16 protein-coding genes are annotated in these 17,171 nt (G+C 67.3%); 9 read left to right on the top strand and 7 right to left on the bottom strand.

Features of this window, described 5'->3' with window-relative positions; translation table 11 throughout:
* Positions 1-106: 106 nt before the first annotated feature.
* The 3 genes from QOC69_RS10775 to QOC69_RS10785 are packed head-to-tail and all read left to right on the top strand — an operon-like array spanning position 107 to position 3,372.
* The gene (locus QOC69_RS10775) at positions 107-1,255 is read left to right on the top strand and encodes an acyl-CoA dehydrogenase family protein (RefSeq protein ID WP_526439193.1); all 1,149 of its coding nucleotides are present in this window, start codon (positions 107-109) and stop codon (positions 1,253-1,255) included.
* Positions 1,252-2,445 carry an acetyl-CoA hydrolase/transferase C-terminal domain-containing protein gene (locus QOC69_RS10780; protein ID WP_526439195.1) on the top strand — a complete coding sequence of 398 codons (1,194 nt, stop codon included), beginning with the start codon at positions 1,252-1,254 and terminating at the stop codon, positions 2,443-2,445. Before QOC69_RS10775 ends, QOC69_RS10780 begins: the two co-directional genes overlap by 4 nt.
* Positions 2,446-2,460: 15 nt before the next feature.
* The gene (locus QOC69_RS10785) at positions 2,461-3,372 is read left to right on the top strand and encodes an SDR family NAD(P)-dependent oxidoreductase (RefSeq protein ID WP_526439197.1); all 912 of its coding nucleotides are present in this window, start codon (positions 2,461-2,463) and stop codon (positions 3,370-3,372) included.
* Positions 3,373-3,476: 104 nt separating this feature from the next.
* Here the strand turns inward: QOC69_RS10785 and QOC69_RS10790 are convergent, their stop codons facing one another.
* The 4 genes from QOC69_RS10790 to QOC69_RS10805 are packed head-to-tail and all read right to left on the bottom strand — an operon-like array spanning position 3,477 to position 7,923.
* A complete protein-coding gene (locus QOC69_RS10790; protein ID WP_526439224.1) occupies positions 3,477-4,253 on the bottom strand; it encodes an SDR family NAD(P)-dependent oxidoreductase in 777 nt (258 codons plus the stop codon).
* 15 nt (positions 4,254-4,268) lie between these two features.
* Entirely contained in the window at positions 4,269-5,222 is a 954-nt protein-coding gene (locus QOC69_RS10795; RefSeq protein WP_526439199.1) for a VOC family protein, read from the bottom strand.
* The gene (locus QOC69_RS10800; RefSeq protein WP_526439201.1) at positions 5,222-6,433 is read right to left on the bottom strand and encodes a CaiB/BaiF CoA transferase family protein; all 1,212 of its coding nucleotides are present in this window, start codon (positions 6,431-6,433) and stop codon (positions 5,222-5,224) included. Before QOC69_RS10800 ends, QOC69_RS10795 begins: the two co-directional genes overlap by 1 nt.
* Positions 6,430-7,923 carry an aldehyde dehydrogenase family protein gene (locus QOC69_RS10805; RefSeq protein ID WP_526439203.1) on the bottom strand — a complete coding sequence of 498 codons (1,494 nt, stop codon included), beginning with the start codon at positions 7,921-7,923 and terminating at the stop codon, positions 6,430-6,432. Before QOC69_RS10805 ends, QOC69_RS10800 begins: the two co-directional genes overlap by 4 nt.
* A 113-nt stretch (positions 7,924-8,036) precedes the next feature.
* Between QOC69_RS10805 and QOC69_RS10810 the strand changes: the two genes are divergently transcribed.
* The 5 genes from QOC69_RS10810 to QOC69_RS10830 all read left to right on the top strand — a co-directional run bounded on the left by QOC69_RS10810 (position 8,037) and on the right by QOC69_RS10830 (position 13,084).
* Positions 8,037-9,245: an acyl-CoA dehydrogenase family protein gene (locus QOC69_RS10810; protein ID WP_526439205.1), complete on the top strand. Its 1,209-nt coding sequence runs from the start codon at positions 8,037-8,039 to the stop codon at positions 9,243-9,245.
* Positions 9,242-10,252: an acyl-CoA dehydrogenase family protein gene (locus tag QOC69_RS10815; protein ID WP_526439207.1), complete on the top strand. Its 1,011-nt coding sequence runs from the start codon at positions 9,242-9,244 to the stop codon at positions 10,250-10,252. Before QOC69_RS10810 ends, QOC69_RS10815 begins: the two co-directional genes overlap by 4 nt.
* 10 nt (positions 10,253-10,262) lie before the next feature.
* Positions 10,263-11,405, top strand: a complete 1,143-nt coding sequence (locus tag QOC69_RS10820) for an acyl-CoA dehydrogenase family protein (RefSeq protein WP_526439209.1) — start codon at positions 10,263-10,265, stop codon at positions 11,403-11,405.
* A gap of 117 nt (positions 11,406-11,522) precedes the next feature.
* Positions 11,523-12,263 (top strand): FadR/GntR family transcriptional regulator, encoded by a 741-nt coding sequence (locus QOC69_RS10825; RefSeq protein WP_526439211.1) that lies wholly within the window; start codon positions 11,523-11,525, stop codon positions 12,261-12,263.
* Complete coding sequence (locus tag QOC69_RS10830) at positions 12,260-13,084, top strand: PaaI family thioesterase (RefSeq protein WP_526439213.1); 825 nt, start codon at positions 12,260-12,262, stop codon at positions 13,082-13,084. The genes QOC69_RS10825 and QOC69_RS10830 overlap by 4 nt, the downstream gene beginning before the upstream one ends.
* Positions 13,085-13,090: 6 nt before the next feature.
* Here the strand turns inward: QOC69_RS10830 and QOC69_RS10835 are convergent, their stop codons facing one another.
* Genes QOC69_RS10835 through QOC69_RS10845 form a run of 3 tightly spaced genes read right to left on the bottom strand, consistent with a single transcriptional unit; the run spans position 13,091 to position 16,297 of the window.
* The gene (locus QOC69_RS10835; RefSeq protein WP_526439215.1) at positions 13,091-13,903 is read right to left on the bottom strand and encodes an enoyl-CoA hydratase/isomerase family protein; all 813 of its coding nucleotides are present in this window, start codon (positions 13,901-13,903) and stop codon (positions 13,091-13,093) included.
* Between the two features lie 10 nt (positions 13,904-13,913).
* Positions 13,914-15,074 (bottom strand): thiolase family protein, encoded by a 1,161-nt coding sequence (locus QOC69_RS10840; protein WP_526439217.1) that lies wholly within the window; start codon positions 15,072-15,074, stop codon positions 13,914-13,916.
* Positions 15,071-16,297, bottom strand: a complete 1,227-nt coding sequence (locus QOC69_RS10845) for a Zn-ribbon domain-containing OB-fold protein (protein WP_526439219.1) — start codon at positions 16,295-16,297, stop codon at positions 15,071-15,073. The genes QOC69_RS10840 and QOC69_RS10845 overlap by 4 nt, the downstream gene beginning before the upstream one ends.
* A gap of 101 nt (positions 16,298-16,398) precedes the next feature.
* On the opposite strand from QOC69_RS10845, the gene QOC69_RS10850 reads away from it, so the two are divergent.
* Positions 16,399-17,171 (top strand): SDR family oxidoreductase (locus tag QOC69_RS10850; RefSeq protein ID WP_526439222.1); only part of this gene is annotated, 773 nt, incomplete at its 3' end.

Consider the following 17,171-nt stretch of genomic DNA (forward strand, 5'->3'; position numbering starts at 1 on the left):
CCGGCGACCCCGCGCACGTCGATGCGGCGATCGCCATGCTGTCCCGTCGACTCAACGCGATGGAGTCGGTCCGCGACGAGTACAACGACTATCTCGACGGGAAGTGATGGTGTCGGCTTCCCCTGACGTCGTCGAGGACGTCGACGCACTTCGCGCGGAGATCCGCGTGTTTCTGGACCAGGCACCCAAGCCTGCCGGCCTGCGCAACTACGGGCCCACGCCCACTGCGGACGACGTCGAGCCGGGCCGGACGTGGCACCGTTACCTCGCCGACCACGGTTACACCTGCCTGCACTGGCCGCTCGAATTCGGTGGCGCCGCAGCGACTGTCGCCTATCAGGCCGTCTTCGCCGAGGAGTGTGCCCGCGCAGGCGTGCCCCGTCAACTGAACATCACTGGCGCGGATCTGGTCGGCCCGGTACTGATCAAGTTCGGCAGCCAGGAGCAGAAGGACCGGTACCTCGAACCGATAAGACTTGGCGACGACGTCTGGACACAGCTGTTCTCCGAACCCGGTGCGGGGTCCGACCTTGCCAGCGTGCGCACCCGTGCCGAACGCACCCCCACGGGCTGGCGCATCGACGGCCAGAAGGTATGGAGCTCGGCGGCAGCCTCGGCCGACTATGGTTTGCTGCTCGCTCGCACCGGACCGGACAAACACCGCGACCTGTCGATGTTCGTGGTACCGATGGACATCCCGGGGGTCACGGTGCGCCCGCTGACCCAGATGGACGGCGAGAGCAAGTTCAACGAAGTCTTCTTCGACGGCGCCGAACTGGGCAGCGACGCCCTAGTCGGTGAAGTTGGGCAGGGCTGGACCGTCGCGATGGTCACGTTGGGGCGCGAACGCCTGACGTTGGGCTCCCAGGCCGTGGCGATGTTCCGGCTGCACGAGCGCATGGTCGCGGCCGCCCGCGACCACGACCTGCTCGACCCGGTGCTGTCGCGGTCGATGACCCGACTGTGGGCCCGGATGTGGCTGCTGCGGTTCACCTGGCAGCGGGCCATCGACTCGGGCGACCTCACGTCGCCCGCCTTCTCGGTGCTCAAGCTGATGACCTCGGAAACCGACCGCGACCTGGGCGACATGGCCACCGAGGTGCTGGGTACCGACGCGTGCATCGATCCAGCGGATGACGACCTGGTGCACCACATGCTCGTTGGGCGGGCACAGACCATCCTCGGTGGCACCAGCGAGATTCAACGCAACATCCTCGGTGAACGGGTGCTCGGACTCCCCAAAGAACCACGGTGACTACGGGATTGACCGCAGCCGGCTTCGAGAGCGCGCTGCGTGCCGAGCTGCGGCCCGAGATGACGGTGGCCCTTGGCGATGGCGTGGGCGCGCTGCGCTGCCTCGACGATGGCACATCGGTCGGATCGGTGCTCAGCGCGGCGGCCCGCGAGGTGGGCTCGGTGCGACTGGTGCTGGGCTGGCTGCCCGCCCCGGTGGACGGCCTCGACGCCGACGCATTCGCCGAAGTGATCGCCCTGATGCCCGGATGGGGGGTACGCGACGTGCTGCGTCGCCCGTCCGCCCGGTTCCTGCCGACGCGGCTGGCCGCGATCCCCGCCTTGCTGGCCGACGTGCTGCGCCCCGACATCCTGCTCACCCGTCTGGTGCGACGCGACGGCTTGCTGCAGTTCGGCACCGAGGTGTCCTGGCAGCGCACGGTGATCGACTGCGATGCAAGGACTTTCGGCGTCATCGACACCAAGGCCCCCGCGGCGAGCGCCGAGCCCGCACTCGACCCGTCCAAGATCGAAGTGCTCGGCTCGGTCAGCGGCGGACTCTTGCTACTACCGGAGCGTGAGCCCGACCCGATCCACAACGCTCTGGCCGATACGGTGTTGCAGTTCGTCCCAGAAGGCGCCCGACTGCAGTACGGGCCTGGGCAACTCGGCACCGCCCTGCTGCGACGGGCCCGGGTGCCGTTGCACATCGACACCGGCCTGCTCACCGACGCCGTCGTCGACCTCGATCGACGCGGCCGGTTGGCAGGCACGCCGTCGGCGACGTACCTTCTCGGCACTGACTCGCTCTACGACTGGGCCGACGGCCGATCCATCCTGCGCGGCATCGACCACACCCACGACCTCACCCGGCTGTCGCGCGGAGCACCGCTGGTCGCAGTCAACACCGCCATCGAGATCGACCCGTACGGGCAGGTCAACGTCGAAGGACTGGGCGACAAAGTGATTGGTGGAATCGGCGGGCACCCCGACTACTGCGCCGCAGCCAGGATGAGCCGCGGCGGACTGTCGATCATCGCCGTGCCCACCACGACCAATGGCCGTTCACCGCTCGTCGAGCAGCTGAGCCGTCCGGCGTCCACACCCGCCCACGACGTAGACCTGATCGTCACCGAGGCCGGGTACGTCGACCTGCGCACCGCGGACTGGTCGCAGCGTCGGCACCTGATCACCGAATTGTTCTCAGCTTGAGGGAGATAACGAGCGATGCCTGAAGGCCCCTTGACGGGCAAGGTCGTCCTGGTCACCGGCGGAGGACGCGGAATCGGCCGCGGCCATTGCCTCGAGCTCGCCAACCAGGGCGCAGCCGTCGTCGTGAACGACCCTGGCGTCGGCAGGGACGGTTCCAGCGGTGACGGAGCGGGTCCCGCGGCGGACGTCGTCGCCGAGATCGAGGCGGCCGGAGGCAAGGCCGTCGCACACACCGGTTCGGTGGCGGCGTGGGATGACGTGGCCGACATGATCTCCACCGCCGTCGATACCTTCGGTTCCCTGACGGGTGTGGTGAACAATGCAGGCATCCTGCGCGATTCCATGGTCGCCGCCTCCACCGAAGCCGATTGGGACGCCGTCATCGCCGTGCACCTGAAAGGCACGTTCGCCGTCACGCGGCATGCCTGCGAATACTGGCGAGCACAATTCAAGGCGGGCAACACGATCGACGCGCACGTCGTCAACACCGTGTCCGGCGCCGGCCTGTGGGGCAACGTCGGCCAGAGCGCCTACGGCGCAGCCAAGGCCGCAATCGCCAATCTGACCGTCGTCACCGCCATGGAGGCACAGCGTTATGGCGTTGCGGTCAATGCGATCTCCCCGCTGGCGATGTCACGGATGACCGCCGAGGTGTTCGGCCAGCGTGCCGACGATCCCGCTCTGGATCCAGCCCGCAGTTCCGCCGTGGTGGCCTGGCTGCAGTCCGCGCAGTCATCCTGGCTGACCGGGCAGATCCTGCGCATCAACGGAGACAAGCTCACCCGCATCGAAGGCTTCACCGAAGTACCCGGCGCCTACCATGCCAAAGACGGCACCTCCCTGACATTTTCGGAGATCGGTCAGGCCGTCAGCTGGCTGTGGGGCACACTCCCCCGCGGCCTGGCCGGACCGCTGCCGACGGCCTAGTCTCTTCCCACGAGAAGACGCAAAAACACCCGACACGCCGCGCAATTTGGCTAGTTTGCTGGAGCCGCGCTTGCGCGGACTGCTCGCGAGAGAAAGTCAGCGGCCTACGGCGCTCCTCCGTCGGCGTAGATGGTCTGGCCGGTGACGAACGCGCAGACGTCCGAGAGCAGAAAGGCGATCAGAGCGCCGATCTCGTCCGGCTGCCCGGGACGGCCAAGGGCGGCGTCGAAGCCGAAGTCCTCGACCAGCGCCCGCTCGAGCGCCTCCTCGTAGGGATAGCCCTTGGAATCGGCGACGTATCCGCGAATGGCATGCAGCGCATCGGTTTCCACCGCTCCTGGGGCAACGCTGTTCGCCCGGATACCCGACTTGCCGTGCGTGCGCGCGATTCCGCGGGTGAACGTGGCGACCGCCGCCTTGAGGCTGGCATACGGCAGCCGCGGCTCGTGCGGCGAACGCGCCGAGTAGGCGGCGGTGGTCACGATCGCACCCCTTGTCGCCTCGAGGTGCGGCAGCGCGGCCTGCACGCTGCGGGTCGTCGCGAGGAGGACGTCGTGAAACGCGGTGTCCCAGGCGTCGTCGTCCGAGTCGATCGGCATCATCCCTGCGGTGCCCATGGTGATCGCGATGCCGTCGAGCCGGCCAAGGAGTTGGGCGGCCTCGTCGACGGCAGCGACCGCCATACCGGGCCGGCTCACGTCGAAGGACAGGCCGTGGGCCGGGGCAGCGCCGCCCGCGGCGATTTCTTCCGCGGCGCTCTTGGCCCGGTCCGCGTCACGTCCGACCACCACGACGGAGGCTCCCTCGCGGGCCAAAGTCCGCGCCGCCGCCAGTCCCATCCCGGCTGTTCCGCCGACGACGACATAGCCCTTGCCCGTCATCTGGAGATCCACCGGTCAACTCCTCGCCGTGGTGAAGTAGCTCAGCGGCCGCTCGACGAACTCGAACACCACGCCGTCGGGTGAGCGCAGGAACGCAATGTGCAGGCCGTCGATCTTCGTCCCCGGTAGTGGACACCACACCGGATCACCCATGCGCTCAACCGAATCGGGCACCTGCGCCAGCGCATCGTGCACGTTCTCCACCCGCAGGGCGCAGCGGTAGAGACCTTGGCGATTACCACCCCACGGCACCGGCGTGGGCGCGGTGGCCGGATGCTGCATCACCACCACGGTGAACTGATGCCCATCCTCGGCCAGCGCGTAACGGGCCACCACACAATCGGTTTCGCCCGACCCGTCTGGGTGCTGCCGATCACCGGCGATCGGCAGCACCCGCGGCGCGTCGGTTTCCTCGAACCCGATCGCGGTAAGGAACTCCCCTGTGGCGGCCGCGTCGATCGCGGCGATCCGGATGCCGCCGAACAGTGCCCCCTTGGCGGCGTCGGCGCCGGAAGGCACCTCGGTCACCTCGATCACGACGCCGTCGGGGTCGAGCGCGAGCACCGACTTCCCTCCGCCGATCAGGCCGTCGACCGTATCGCTCACCGTCAGGCCCGCATTGCGCAGAGCGGTCGCCGCGCCGTCGACGTCGGCGACCGCCAGTTGCAGCGACCGGATTCCTGGCCGCACCGGGTCGGGGCTCGGGTCGCGGTTCAACGCGGGCGAGTGGTACTCGATCGCTTCCAGCGCACAGCCGCCGCGTCCACCGCGTGCGTCGTAGAGGAATGCCGTCTCACAGAAGGTTTCACCGTCGAGGCCCAGGATCGTGCCGTCGGTGGCGACTTTGGGGTCGGTTCGCATGCGCGCGGTCAGTCCGAGCACGTCGCCGTAGACCCGCTCGGTGGCGTCCAGCGACGCGCAGTTGAGGTTGACGTGCAGGAAGCGCCGTGCGAGGTCCTCCGAACCCACTACAGCACGACCGAGTTGATCTTGAACTCGATGATCTCGTCCTCGCTGAAGCCGAGCTCGGCAAGCAGCGCATCGGTGTGCTCGCCGTGTCCGGGTGCGCACGTCAGATTCAGCGGGGTTTCGTCGAACTGCACCGGGCTGGCCGCCAGCGCGAACTCGTTGTCCTTCGCGTCGGTGACCTTGGGCAGATACCCGTTGGCGATCGCCTGCGGGTCACTGTGCACCTCGTGCGCGGTGTGCATGACGTCCCACACCCCGTCGAAACCGGCGAATGCCTTCTCCCAGTGCGGGAGGTCCTCGGATTCGAAGGCAGAGCGCAACTCGGCGATGCATTCCTTGCGGTTGCCGAATCGCACTGCCGCGCTGGCGAACCGCTCGTCGTCGATCAAGTCGGTACGGCCGAGGCGAGTGCAGAAGTCCGACCAGAACCGGTCGGCCTGCAAGAGCACGAACGCGATGAACCGGTTGTCGCGGGTCTTGTAGATGCTGGCCACCGGGTTCGGCATCTCGTCGAGGTTGAACTTCGGAATGTCCTGACCGGTGACACCCGAACCCACGATGTCGGGGCCGAGCTGCCAGATCGCGGCGTTGAGCAGCGACACGTCGACGACCGACGGCTCACCGGTGCGCTCGCGCTTCACCAGCGCCGCCGCGATGCCGCCCGCGATCGCCAGCCCGCCGTAGGAGTCGCCGAACGCCGGCCGCTGGATCGGCGGATACGATCCGTCACCGTCGGAGTACGCATCGCCGATCCCGCCTCGCGCCCAGTACGCCGCCAGGTCGAACCCGCCCTGGGACGCCAGGTCGCCCTTGGTGCCGTAGCCATGGCCGCGGGCGTAGATGATCTTGGGGTTGCGCGCCCGCACCTGCTCTACGTCGATCCCCATCCGCTGCCGGGAGTCCGGCAGCAGGTTGGTGACGAAGACGTCGGCGGTCTCGAGCAACTTCATCAACAGCTCCAGCCCTTCGGGGGTGGAGGTGTCCAGCCCGATGCTGCGCTTGCCGCGGTTGGGCTGTTCGACGAAGTGGTTCACTCCCCCAGCGCCGGTGACGATCCCGGAGCTGATGAGGCCACGCTGCGGGTCGCCGGTTTCGGGGTGCTCGATCTTGATGACGTCGGCGCCCCAGTCGGCGAGCACGGCACCGGCAGCGGGAACGAACGTCCACGCCGCCAACTCGACGACACGTATTCCACTAAGAATGTCGGTCACAGGGGGTATCCGATCGTCTTGGTCTGCAGGTGCTGCTCGAAACCCTCGATGCCGTTCTGACGGCCGATCCCGCTCATCTTGTAGCCACCGAACGGCGCGTCGGCACCGTAGTACATGCCGCTGTTGATCATCAGCGAACCGGTGCGGATGCGGCGGGCCACCGCCATGGCCCGCTCGTTGCTGCCCATGATGCCGCCGGCCAGGCCGTAACTGGAGTTGTTGGCCAGCTCGACGGCGCCGTCGTCACCGCCGTCGTACGGGGTGATGGACAGCACGGGTCCGAAGACCTCCTCCTGGAAGATCCGGTGGTCAGGGCCGACGTCGGCGACGACCGTCGGTGCGACGAAGTAGCCGCGGTCCAGGCCGTCGGGCACGCCGCCACCTGCGGTGATCCGGCCGCCGTCGGCCTTGGCGATCTCGATGTAGTTCAGCACCCGGTCCCGCTGCTTCGCCGACACCAGCGGGCCGCAGAAGGTGTTCGGGTCGGCCGGGTCACCAACGCTGAGGGCACCAAAGGTCGCCGACGCGACCTCGACGGCCTGGTCGTAGTGCGACCGAGGCACCAGCATCCGGGTGGCCAGCGCACAGCCCTGGCCGGAGTGCATCAGCGCGCCGATACAGCCGGGCAGCGCCATGTCCATGTCGGCGTCGTCGAGCAGCAGGTACGCCGACTTGCCGCCGAGTTCGAGCATGTTGCGCTTCATGGTGTCGGCCGACAGTCGCTGGATGAGCTGGCCAACCGCGGTCGAGCCGGTGAAGGAAACCATGTCGACCCGCGGGTCGGTGACGAGCACTTGAGCGATGTCGTTGTCCGACGCCGGGACGATGTTGACCACACCGGCCGGGATGTCGGTCTTCTCGGCGATGATCCTGCCCCAGCGCAGCGCGCTCCACGGCGTCTCGATGGCGGGCTTGAGTACCATCGTGTTGCCGGTGGCCAGGATCTGGCCCATCTTGTTGCTGATGATCTCGAACGGGAAGTTCCACGGCGTGATGCCCGCGACCACACCCATCGGCTCCTTGACCACGACGCGGTTGTACGGCACGCCCATCTTGGCGTCCTGGTCGAGCATTCGCTCCCACTGGAAGGTCGAAATCAGCTCCGCGGGGTACCGGATGGCGTCGGCCAGCGGCCACTCCAACTGCGCGATGTAGGTCATCCCCACCGTCGCGCCGACCTCGGCGATCAGCTCGGCGCGCATGTCCTCCTTCTCTTCCTGCAGCGCGTCGTGCAGCTGCTCGAGGCAGTGCTGCCGGAAGTCGTGATTGGTCGACCAGTCGGTGGTGTCGAACGCTCTTCGAGCGGCGGAGATCGCCTCGTCCATGTCCGCGGCGCTCGCGTCGGTGGCGACCCCGAGCAGTTCTTCGTTGGCCGGATTGATGTTGTCGACGGTCTTTCCGGTCGACGAGTCCCGAAGCCGCCCGTCGACGAACAGTCGGTTCTCGGGGTTGAAGTTGACGGTGGCGGCGGCGATTGGCGAAGCCGTCATTGGCGATCCCTCTCGTGGGAGTAGCGGTGTGAGTTAGTGTACCTTCTTATAGATAACTGTTTAGCGGATTCGGTCGAGCAACCGGGTCCAGGCACCCATGAAGGGGGAACGGGTTGTCCGCCCCTGTCGACAGCGCCGTAGCCGGCCACCGTCAAGACGAGTACGTCTCGCAGGTCGCGGCGTATCGCGAGGACTTCCGCCGCTGGCTGCGCGGGTTGGACTGGGCCGACGAATGGCGCTCGGCGGCATTCGACACAGCCGAAGGCGAACTCGCGTATCACGCCACCATCCTGTCCCGCGTGCACGAGGCCGGCTGGAACCGGTACGGCTGGCCCGAGGCAGCAGGCGGGCTCGGAGGCACCGAGATCCACCGCGCGGTCTACTTCGAGGAGTTGGCTGCGGCGATGCTGCCCGTCCCGGAGCAGCACTGGACCCTCGAGGTGCTCGGGCCCGCCCTGTTCAAGTACGCGCCGGAGCTGGCCGCCGAATACCTGCCGAACTACCTGCGCGGCGCCGAATGGTGGGGGCAGTGTTTCTCCGAGCCCGAGTCAGGCAGCGACCTGGCCTCGCTACGGTGTCGGGCCACGGAGGACGGCGCCGGCGGCTTCGTCCTGAACGGGCAGAAGATCTGGACCAGCCAGGGCCCGACCGCCACACGGTTTCTGGTGCTGGCGCGCACCGGCACGCCCGAGAGCCGTCACCGCGGCCTGAGCACCATCTTGGTCGATGCCGACACCCCCGGCGTCACAGTGCGAGCGATCACGCTCGCCAGCGGTCGTCGTGAGTTGGCCGAGGTGTTCTTCGACGACGTCCGGGTGCCGCACGAGCGGCTGATCGGCGACGTTGACGCCGGCTGGGGCGTCGTGATGTACCTGATGCAGTACGAGCGCGGCATGTACGGCTATGCGGTACTGACCACGGCCCTGACCGAACTGGGCAGATTGCGCGCCGAGATGGCCGTCCACGGCGCATCATCTGCCAACCGCGAGCGCTTCGCACAGATCTACGTGGCAGTCGTGGCCGCGCAGTCCCGTGGCGCGACCACGGTGCGGGCACTGGCGCAGGGTCGCATGGTCGGCCCGGAGAGCAGCGTCGACAAGCTACTGTTCGCCAAGGCCGAGAGGGACATCAATGACCTCATCCTCGACGTGCGTCGGGAATGGATGCTGACCGGAGTGGGACCCGACGCCGGCGCGGAACTCAATGCCGCACGGGCCATGTGGTGGTACACCCGGGCCGCGACGATCATGGGCGGTAGCGCCGAGGTTCAGCGCGGCATCATCGCCGACCATCTGCTGGGGCTACCCAAGGAAAAAAGATGAGTGAAGCGGTCATCGGTAATGCGGTCGATGAATCGTGGCCCATGGTCGAGGAGGCCGTCTTCCGGCTGTTCGACGAACTGGCAGGCAAGGGAGCGGGCGCACACATCGGGGTCGGGCCGCCACTGGCCGAACTCGGTTGGTCAGACATCGAAACCGAGTACCCAATTCAGGCTTGCGAGTTGCTGTTTCGCGCCCAAGGCCGCTCACTAGTCAGTTCCGACTCGCTCGACAAGGTCATGCTGGCCGAGCTGGCCCCCCTGCTGGACGGACCGGTCGACGGCATCGTGTTGCCCGGCCCCGCCGACGGCTACGCGCCCGGCTCCGATGTCGACCGCGTCACCGGAATCCTGCTCGGGCCGCTGCCAAGCGCCGGGCGACTGGTCGTCCCGGTATCGACCCCAAAGGGCACGGTATCGATTGGAATCATCGATGCCGACCGCCTTGAGGGCAAGAGGTTGGATACCTTCGACCCGTCCGCACATTGGACGCAGGTCAGCGGACCGATGACCGGCGACCTGGTGGACGCCTCCACCGAATGGAACCGCGCGATCGCCGCGGCGCACCGGGCGCTGGCCACCGAACTCATCGCGCTAGCGGACGAAGCGCTGCGTATTGCCGTCGAGCACGTCAGCGTCCGCATCCAGTTCGGCTCACCCATCGGCTCGTTCCAGTCGCCACGGCACCTACTCGCCGACGCATCGGCGGGGCTGGAAGGCGCGCGTGCACTGCTGCGCGAGACATGGCGATACGGCGGTGAACTCTCCGCGCTGACTGCCAAGGCTGCGGCAGGGCGAGCGCATCGGGCAATATCCGACGCGGCTCTGCAGGTGTGCGGAGCGATCGGACTGACCATCGAGCACGATCTGCACCGGTATGTGACCCGCGGCTTCCAGATCGACTCCCTGTGCGGCTCCTACCAGCAACTCGAGACACTGCTCGCAGACCGCCTCTTCGACGACTACGCCCCCGGTCGCGCGTTGCCCGCCATCGTCTCCTGGGCCGAGTAGAGGGAAGTACATGCGCCGCAACATCTTCGACGAGATCCACGACGACTTCCGGGCCACCGCCCGGGAGTTCTTCGAACGCGAGTGCGTGCCGAATGTCGAGAAGTGGGAACGCGACGGCAAGGTCAGCCGCGAGGCCTGGCTCGCTGCGGGCGAGCACGGCCTGATCGGCTGGGAGTTCGACGAGAAGTACGGCGGCCTCGGCATCAAGGACTACCGCTTCAACCAGATCATCTCCGAGGAGATGTTCATGACCGGCTCCGTCGGCATCGGCCTTGGCGTACAGAACGACATCCTGATGCCCTACATGAACCACCTCACGACCGACGAACAGAAGGAGCGCTGGCTGCCCGGCTTCGTCAGCGGCGAACTGATCGGCTCGATCGCCATGTCCGAGCCCGCAGCGGGATCCGACCTGGCGGGTATCAAGACCACCGCGCGCGACGAGGGCGACCACTGGGTAGTCAACGGCCAGAAGACCTTCATCAGCAACGGGCTGCTGTCGAAGCTCGTGCTGACCGCGGTGAAGACGGACCCGTCGGCCCGGCACAAGGGCATCAGCCTGCTGATGATCGAGGACGGCATGGAGGGCTTCACCCGCGGCCGCAAGCTCGACAAGATCGGCCAATACTCCGCCGACACCGCCGAATTGTTCTTCGAGGACGTCAAGGTGCCCAAGGAGAACCTCGTCGGCGAGCTCAACCGCGGCTTCTACCATCTGGTCTCCAACCTGCCCAGCGAGCGGGTCGGCGTGGCCTGTTACGCACTGCCTGCCGCCCGCCGCGCATTGGATCTGACGAAGGCCTACGCGCTTGAGCGCACGGCGTTCGGCCAGCCGATCGGCAAGTTCCAGGTCAACCGGCACTTTCTCGCCGAGATGCAGACCAAACTCGATGCCGCCCAGACATACCTTGATCAGTGCGTGCTCTCGGTCAACGACGGCACGTTGAGCGATCAGGACGCTGCAGGCTTGAAGTGGTGGACCTCGGAGGTCCAGTGGGAGATCATCGACCGCTGCCTGCAGATGTACGGCGGCTACGGCTACATCAACGAGTACGAGGTGGCCAGGCTGTGGCGTGATTCGCGGGTGCAGCGGCTCTACGCGGGCACCACCGAGATCATGAAGGACCTCATGGGCCGCGCGATGGGGTACTAGGGATGACGTTGATCACTGGCATGCCGCCAATCCCCGGCTCGGGTCGGGGGTTCGGTTAACCTGCAAAATAGTTATTTGATTCGTGCATTGCATTTGCACTTACCGCTGGAGGTAGCAATGGAGGTCACCAGTCTTCGCGAACCGAAGATGGCCGATCGGGTGGCCACGGTGCTGCGCCGGATGTTCATCCGGGGCGAGATCACCGAAGGCACCATGCTCCCACCGGAATCGGAGCTGATGGAACGCTTCGGGGTATCGCGGCCGACGCTTCGCGAAGCGTTCCGCGTGCTCGAGTCCGAGTCCCTGATCCAGGTCCAGCGCGGGGTGCGGGGCGGCGCCCGCGTCACCCGCCCCCGTCGCGAGACGCTAGCCCGCTACGCCGGCCTGATCCTCGAGTACGAGGGCGTCACGGTGAAGGACGTCTACGACGCCCGGGTGACCCTGGAGGTTCCCATGGTCGAGCAGTTGGCCAAGGCCCGGGACCCCAAGGTGATCGCCGAACTCGAGCAGATCGTCGAACGCGAATCGCAGCTGAACCCCGGCAGCGAAGCCGTCGATCAGCTGACCGACTTTCACGCCGCGATCGCGCGGTTGTCGGGCAACAACACGCTGCAGATCGTCAGCGACATGTTGCACCACATCATCGAGAAGGCCAACCGCTCGCTGCAGCCCACCAAGGGTGCGCGCGCAGAGCAGGCCGCCCGCCGCTCGGCCAAGACCCACCGGATGGTGCTGGACATGATCAGGGCAGGCGATGCCGAGAAGGCAGGCGAACTCTGGAAGCGGCACCTGCAGAAGGCAGAGGAGTACGTCCTATCGGGCGCCGAATTATCCACTGTCGTCGACCTTCTCGAATGACGGACGTCGACGCGCGGGTAAACCAGCACGATCTCGAAACACCCGACTCTGTTCAGGTACGGTTCGGAATTGAGTACCTGGAATCCCAACCGGACGACGCCACAGCCGTGCTGTCCATGCCGATGGAGCAGTTCCGCAACCCCTTCACCGGCGCGCCGACCATCGGACCGCTGGCCATCCTCGTCGACGCGGCGGGCGGAATCGTCAACCACTACCGCCGGCACACCGATCAGTGGACGGTCTCGTCCGAACTATCCGTCGAACTGAGCACCGACGACCTCGGGGACCTCGACGGACCCGTCCTCGCCAGCGCACGCACCCTCGGTCCGCGGGGCGCCACGTCGCTGTCGATCTGCACGCTGACGTACCGCGGAACCGTGATCGGAGGCGGCACCGTGCGATCGTTCTTCATCCCCGCCGAGGGCGTGCTTCCTCAACGGCGTCCCGAGACTCTGCGGCGGTCGGCTGAGACCACGTTGTCGGACCTGATGGCGGTGCACGTCCGACCCGGTGACGACTCGGTGCTGGCGCAGCGCGCCGACCCAAATCTGAACAACGACATCGGGATCGTGCACGGCGGTGTGGCGGCGGCCGGCCTGGAACTCGCGGCGTCGGCGGCGGCCAACCGGGACCGTTCCGACAGTCTGCTGCAGACCGCCTCGCTGAAGGTGAACTTCCTGCGCCCGTTCTTCGCCGGAGCCGGCTCCCGCTATGAAGGCACGTCGCTGCGGATCGGGCGGCGCACCGCGGTCGGCGACGCGCAGGCGATCGGCGATGACGGCAAGCTCGCGATCACCGCTCGGGTGACGGCCTACGGCTGATTGCCGCTACGACTTCTTGGAGCGCGCCCGGAAGGCCGCGACCCGCTCCTTGAACTCCGGGGTCGAGAATGACGTCAACTCCTCGGCCAGCGCATACTCCAACACACCCTGCGCAGCGCGGCTCAGGTGCATGTTGAGCGCCACCTTCGATGACCGCAGGGCCTGTGGCGGCAGGGCGGCCAGTCGCTCACCAAGCGCCAGCGCCTCGTCGAGCACGGTGTCGTCGCTGACCACCTTGGTGACCAGGTTCAGCTTCTCGGCGATCGGCGCGGTGATCCGGTCGCCGAGCAGGACGTACTCCTTGGCCTTCATCATGCCGATCAGCAGTGGCAGCATCGCCGCGCCGCCGTCGCCCGCGGTCAGCCCGATCGCGACGTGCGGGTCGGCCAGGTAGCTGCTCTCCCCCATCACCAGCAGGTCGGACAGCAGCGCGATCGAGCAACCCAGTCCCACGGCGGGTCCGTTGACCGCGGACACCAGCGGCTTGGGGAAGTTGATCACCTCGAGGAACACCGTGCGAGCTTCGTGGATCTGGAACGTGCGCGCCACCTGGTCCTCGATCAGGCGGCCGAACATCACCATGTCACCGCCGGCCGAGAAGGCCTTGCCCACACCGGTTGTCACGACCACGCGCACGTCGTCGTCGGCGTCGAGTACCCGCCAGATGGTGGCGAACGCGTGGTGCACCTCTTCGGTGACGGCGTTGAGCGCCTCGGGGCGGTTGATGCTCACGACGTGGACGTTGCCGCGCTTCTCGACCAACAGCCACGGGGCGAACTGCTCGTAGCCTGCCAAGGTGGCGATCTCTGAGGTGGTCATGGGACTCCGATCAATTCTTGTCGCTGGACAGGATCGTCACCGCGGAGACCGCGGTCGGGCCGCCGATGTTGTGCGCCAATGCCACGCGGGCGCCGTCGACCTGATTCTCGGACTCACCGCGCAACTGGTTGAACAGTTCGTAACACTGCGCCACGCCCGTCGCGCCCGGCGGGTGCCCCTTGGCCTTCAGCCCCCCGCTCGGGTTGATCGGGATCGAGCCGCCCACGTAGTGCTCGCGGCCCTCGACGAGTTTGTAGGCCTCGAACCGGTTGGCGAAGCCGAGATCCTCGTAGCTGATCAGCTCCACGCCGGTGAAGCAGTCGTGCACTTCGGCCACGTCGATGTCGCGGGGCGTCATACCCGCCATCTTCATCGCCGTCTTGGCCGCACGCACCGTCGGGGGGAAGCTCGTCATGTCGTTCTTGTGCTGATGCATCACCCGATCCATGCCCAGCCCGACGCCACGCACCCAGACCGGCCTATCGGTGTAGCGGTCCACGACGTCCTCGGCCGCCAGGATGACCGCCGCGGCGCCGTCGCTCTGAGGGGTGCAGTCGTAGAGCCCGAACGGTTCGACCACGATCGGCGCGGCCAGCGCCTGCTCGACGGTGATCTCATACCGCAGTTGGGCTTTCGGGTTGTTCAGCGCGTGGAAGTGGTTCTTCACCGCCACCATGGCCATGTGTTCCTTGGTCGCAGGCGACTCGTGAAGGTAGCGGATGACGTGCAGTGCGAAATTCGCGGGCGCGACCAGCCCCAGAGGGTAATCCCACGCGTTGTCGCGGGTCATCGCCGCCCAGTCCCAGAACGTGGTGCTCGACGACGTCTCGCGGACCTTGTCGGCGCCGACCACCAGCACCACGTCGTAGAGACCGGATGCGATCGCCATCGCTCCGTTGCGGATCGCGTCATTGCCCGTGGCACAGGCATTCTCGACCCGGGTGACGGGGATGTCGGTGAGGTCGAGGGTGTCGGCCAGAATGCCCGACGGGAACCCGTCGGTGGTGGACAGCTCGCCGAACCACGCCGCCTCGATCTCGGTCTTCTCGATGCCCTTGTCGACGTTGGCAACCGCTTCGGCATACGCCATCGGCACCAGGTCCTTGATGCCGAGTTCGAAGTGCTCGGCGAAGGGCGTCATCCCCGCGCCGACCATGGCGACGTTCCTCATGCCTTTGCTCCTTGCGCTGTGAGCGTGCGCCCCGGCCAGAACGCATATCCGTAATCCGGGATACCAGCGCGGGTGGCGATCTTTCGCAGCACCACGGCCCCCTGCTGTCCGATCGTCGCCTCACCCGCGGGGACCCCGGTGACCTTGAGCAGGACCCGGACCGGGCTGTCGTCGAGCTGGACGACCGCCAGCGAGTACGGGCTTGGTAGATCGGGCACCGGGATCCGCACGGTCGTATGGGTGTAGACGGTGCCAGTGCGCGGCAACGGCTCGAGCCGGTACTCCGTCGCCAGCTGCCCGGCGTTGTTCACCCGCAGCCGCGGCGGGAACTGGGGAGCGGAGTCGATGCCCGGACTTTCGTCGAAAACCGCTGCTTCCCAACGGATCTTCGGCTCAAACGCGCGCGCGTAGGCGGGAATTGAGATCGGAATCCCGACGCCATCGGCGACGCGTGTCTTCGGCAGGTCCCGCGTCGGGTACTCGTCACGGGATATCCGAGGCGCCCGATCGCCCAGCGCGAGGTCGGCGGCGCTGATGCTGGACTGCTCGACCGCGAGCAACAGACCCGGTCTGCCCGCCTCGACCGCATCGGCCAGCAGGCGGATGATCGCGGCGGCCGAAGGGGTCGATTCGCTGAGGGCACCCGAGGAGTCGAAGTCGTTGCCGAGTTGGGCCGGCGGCGCACCGGCCACCGCGGCCACCGCAGGCGTTCCGGTCAGGCCGAGGCGGGCCAGGGTGGACCGCACTCCGACCTCGCGCTGCAATCGGGGGTCGACGTACGCGTGCCGGGCGCCGTCCTCGCCGCGAGCGGTCAACGGCAGACTGCGTGTCTGCCGCGCGACGGGGACGACCGTGGCGCCACCGTCGCCGGTCAACACCGCTGCTGCGCCCATCGAATGGTCGTTGTCGTCGGCGGCGATCACTAACGTGCCGTCGTCGGCACTGCCGATCTGGTCCAGCACGGCGGGCGCGCCACCGAGCGCCTCGGTCACCGGGGTGTCAGCCGGCAGCGACAGCGCCGCCAGAAGCACCGCACCGTTGCCACCCTCCAACAGCGGAAAGTCGCGTGACACCAGCACGACACGTCGTGCGGTCGCACCGGGATCGGCGGCCCGTCCGGCGGCGACCGCCATCGTCAGCGCGTCCTCGTCGGGCCCCTTGACCCGTTGGTCGCGCACAGTCCATGGCGGCAGATAGGTGCCGATCGAGACGACCTGTGTCATAGAGCCTCGCTTTGGTGATGGCCGCGTTCCGTCGCCCAACTAATGAGCTATATAGTTATAGCATTCGAGTCCCTGGCTCAGCCACGACGGAAGGAGTGACCGTGGGGAATGCCGATCGTCGCCCGCTGGCGGATCGCGTCGTCGTGGTGACCGGCGCCAGCCGCGGCATCGGTGCCGCCATTGCCGTCCGGGCAGCCGCGGACGGCGCAGCAGTGGCGCTGCTGGCCAAGACCGAGACACCCAACCCCAAGATCGCGGGCACTCTGGCCGAGACCGCTGCCGCCGTGGAACGCGCGGGCGGCCGGGCGTTGCCGGTGGCATGCGACGTGCGCGATGCTGCCGCGGTCGCATCGGCCATCGAGGCGGTCGCCGAGGTCTTCGGCGGCATCGATGTCGTGATCAACAACGCAGGTGCACTCGACCTGCGTCCGACCGCGAGCCTGCCCCCGAAGAGCCTGCGCAAGCTGCTCGAGATCAACGTCGAGGGGCCGTTCGCGGTGGTGCAGGCCGCGCTACCGCATCTGCTCCGGTCCGACAACGCCCACATCGTGAATGTTTCTCCCCCGCTGCTCGTGGCTCCAGGGTGGGTCGGCGCCCACGTCGGCCACACCGTCGGTAAGTACGCCGAGAGCCTGCTCACCCTTGGCTGGGCCGAGGAGTTCGCCGCGGTGCCGATCGCGGTGAACTCGCTGTGGCCGGCCACCACCATCGCGAGCACCGGGATGATGATCGCGATGGGCGAAGCGGCCATCCGCGCCCAGGCCCGCAGTCCGCAGATCATGGCCGACGCCGTGCACGCGCTGGTCGCTCGGCCCGCCGCGACGTGCACCGGCCACTTCTACACCGACGAGGAGATCCTCCGCGAAGAGGGTCG

This window comes from Mycobacterium sp. (genome assembly GCF_032162105.1).
Lineage (GTDB): Bacteria > Actinomycetota > Actinomycetes > Mycobacteriales > Mycobacteriaceae > Mycobacterium.

Bases quoted from the DNA above. Each gene is read 5' to 3' on its own strand.
- QOC69_RS10775 (WP_526439193.1), top strand. From the start codon at position 107: ATGGTGTCGGCTTCCCCTGACGTCGTCGAGGACGTCGACGCACTTCGC.
- QOC69_RS10785 (WP_526439197.1), top strand. From the start codon at position 2,461: ATGCCTGAAGGCCCCTTGACGGGCAAGGTCGTCCTGGTCACCGGCGGA.
- QOC69_RS10790 (WP_526439224.1), bottom strand. From the start codon at position 4,253: ATGACGGGCAAGGGCTATGTCGTCGTCGGCGGAACAGCCGGGATGGGA.
- QOC69_RS10805 (WP_526439203.1), bottom strand. From the start codon at position 7,923: ATGACGGCTTCGCCAATCGCCGCCGCCACCGTCAACTTCAACCCCGAG.
- QOC69_RS10815 (WP_526439207.1), top strand. From the start codon at position 9,242: ATGAGTGAAGCGGTCATCGGTAATGCGGTCGATGAATCGTGGCCCATG.
- QOC69_RS10820 (WP_526439209.1), top strand. From the start codon at position 10,263: ATGCGCCGCAACATCTTCGACGAGATCCACGACGACTTCCGGGCCACC.
- QOC69_RS10825 (WP_526439211.1), top strand. From the start codon at position 11,523: ATGGAGGTCACCAGTCTTCGCGAACCGAAGATGGCCGATCGGGTGGCC.
- QOC69_RS10830 (WP_526439213.1), top strand. From the start codon at position 12,260: ATGACGGACGTCGACGCGCGGGTAAACCAGCACGATCTCGAAACACCC.
- QOC69_RS10835 (WP_526439215.1), bottom strand. From the start codon at position 13,903: ATGACCACCTCAGAGATCGCCACCTTGGCAGGCTACGAGCAGTTCGCC.
- QOC69_RS10840 (WP_526439217.1), bottom strand. From the start codon at position 15,074: ATGAGGAACGTCGCCATGGTCGGCGCGGGGATGACGCCCTTCGCCGAG.
- QOC69_RS10845 (WP_526439219.1), bottom strand. From the start codon at position 16,297: ATGACACAGGTCGTCTCGATCGGCACCTATCTGCCGCCATGGACTGTG.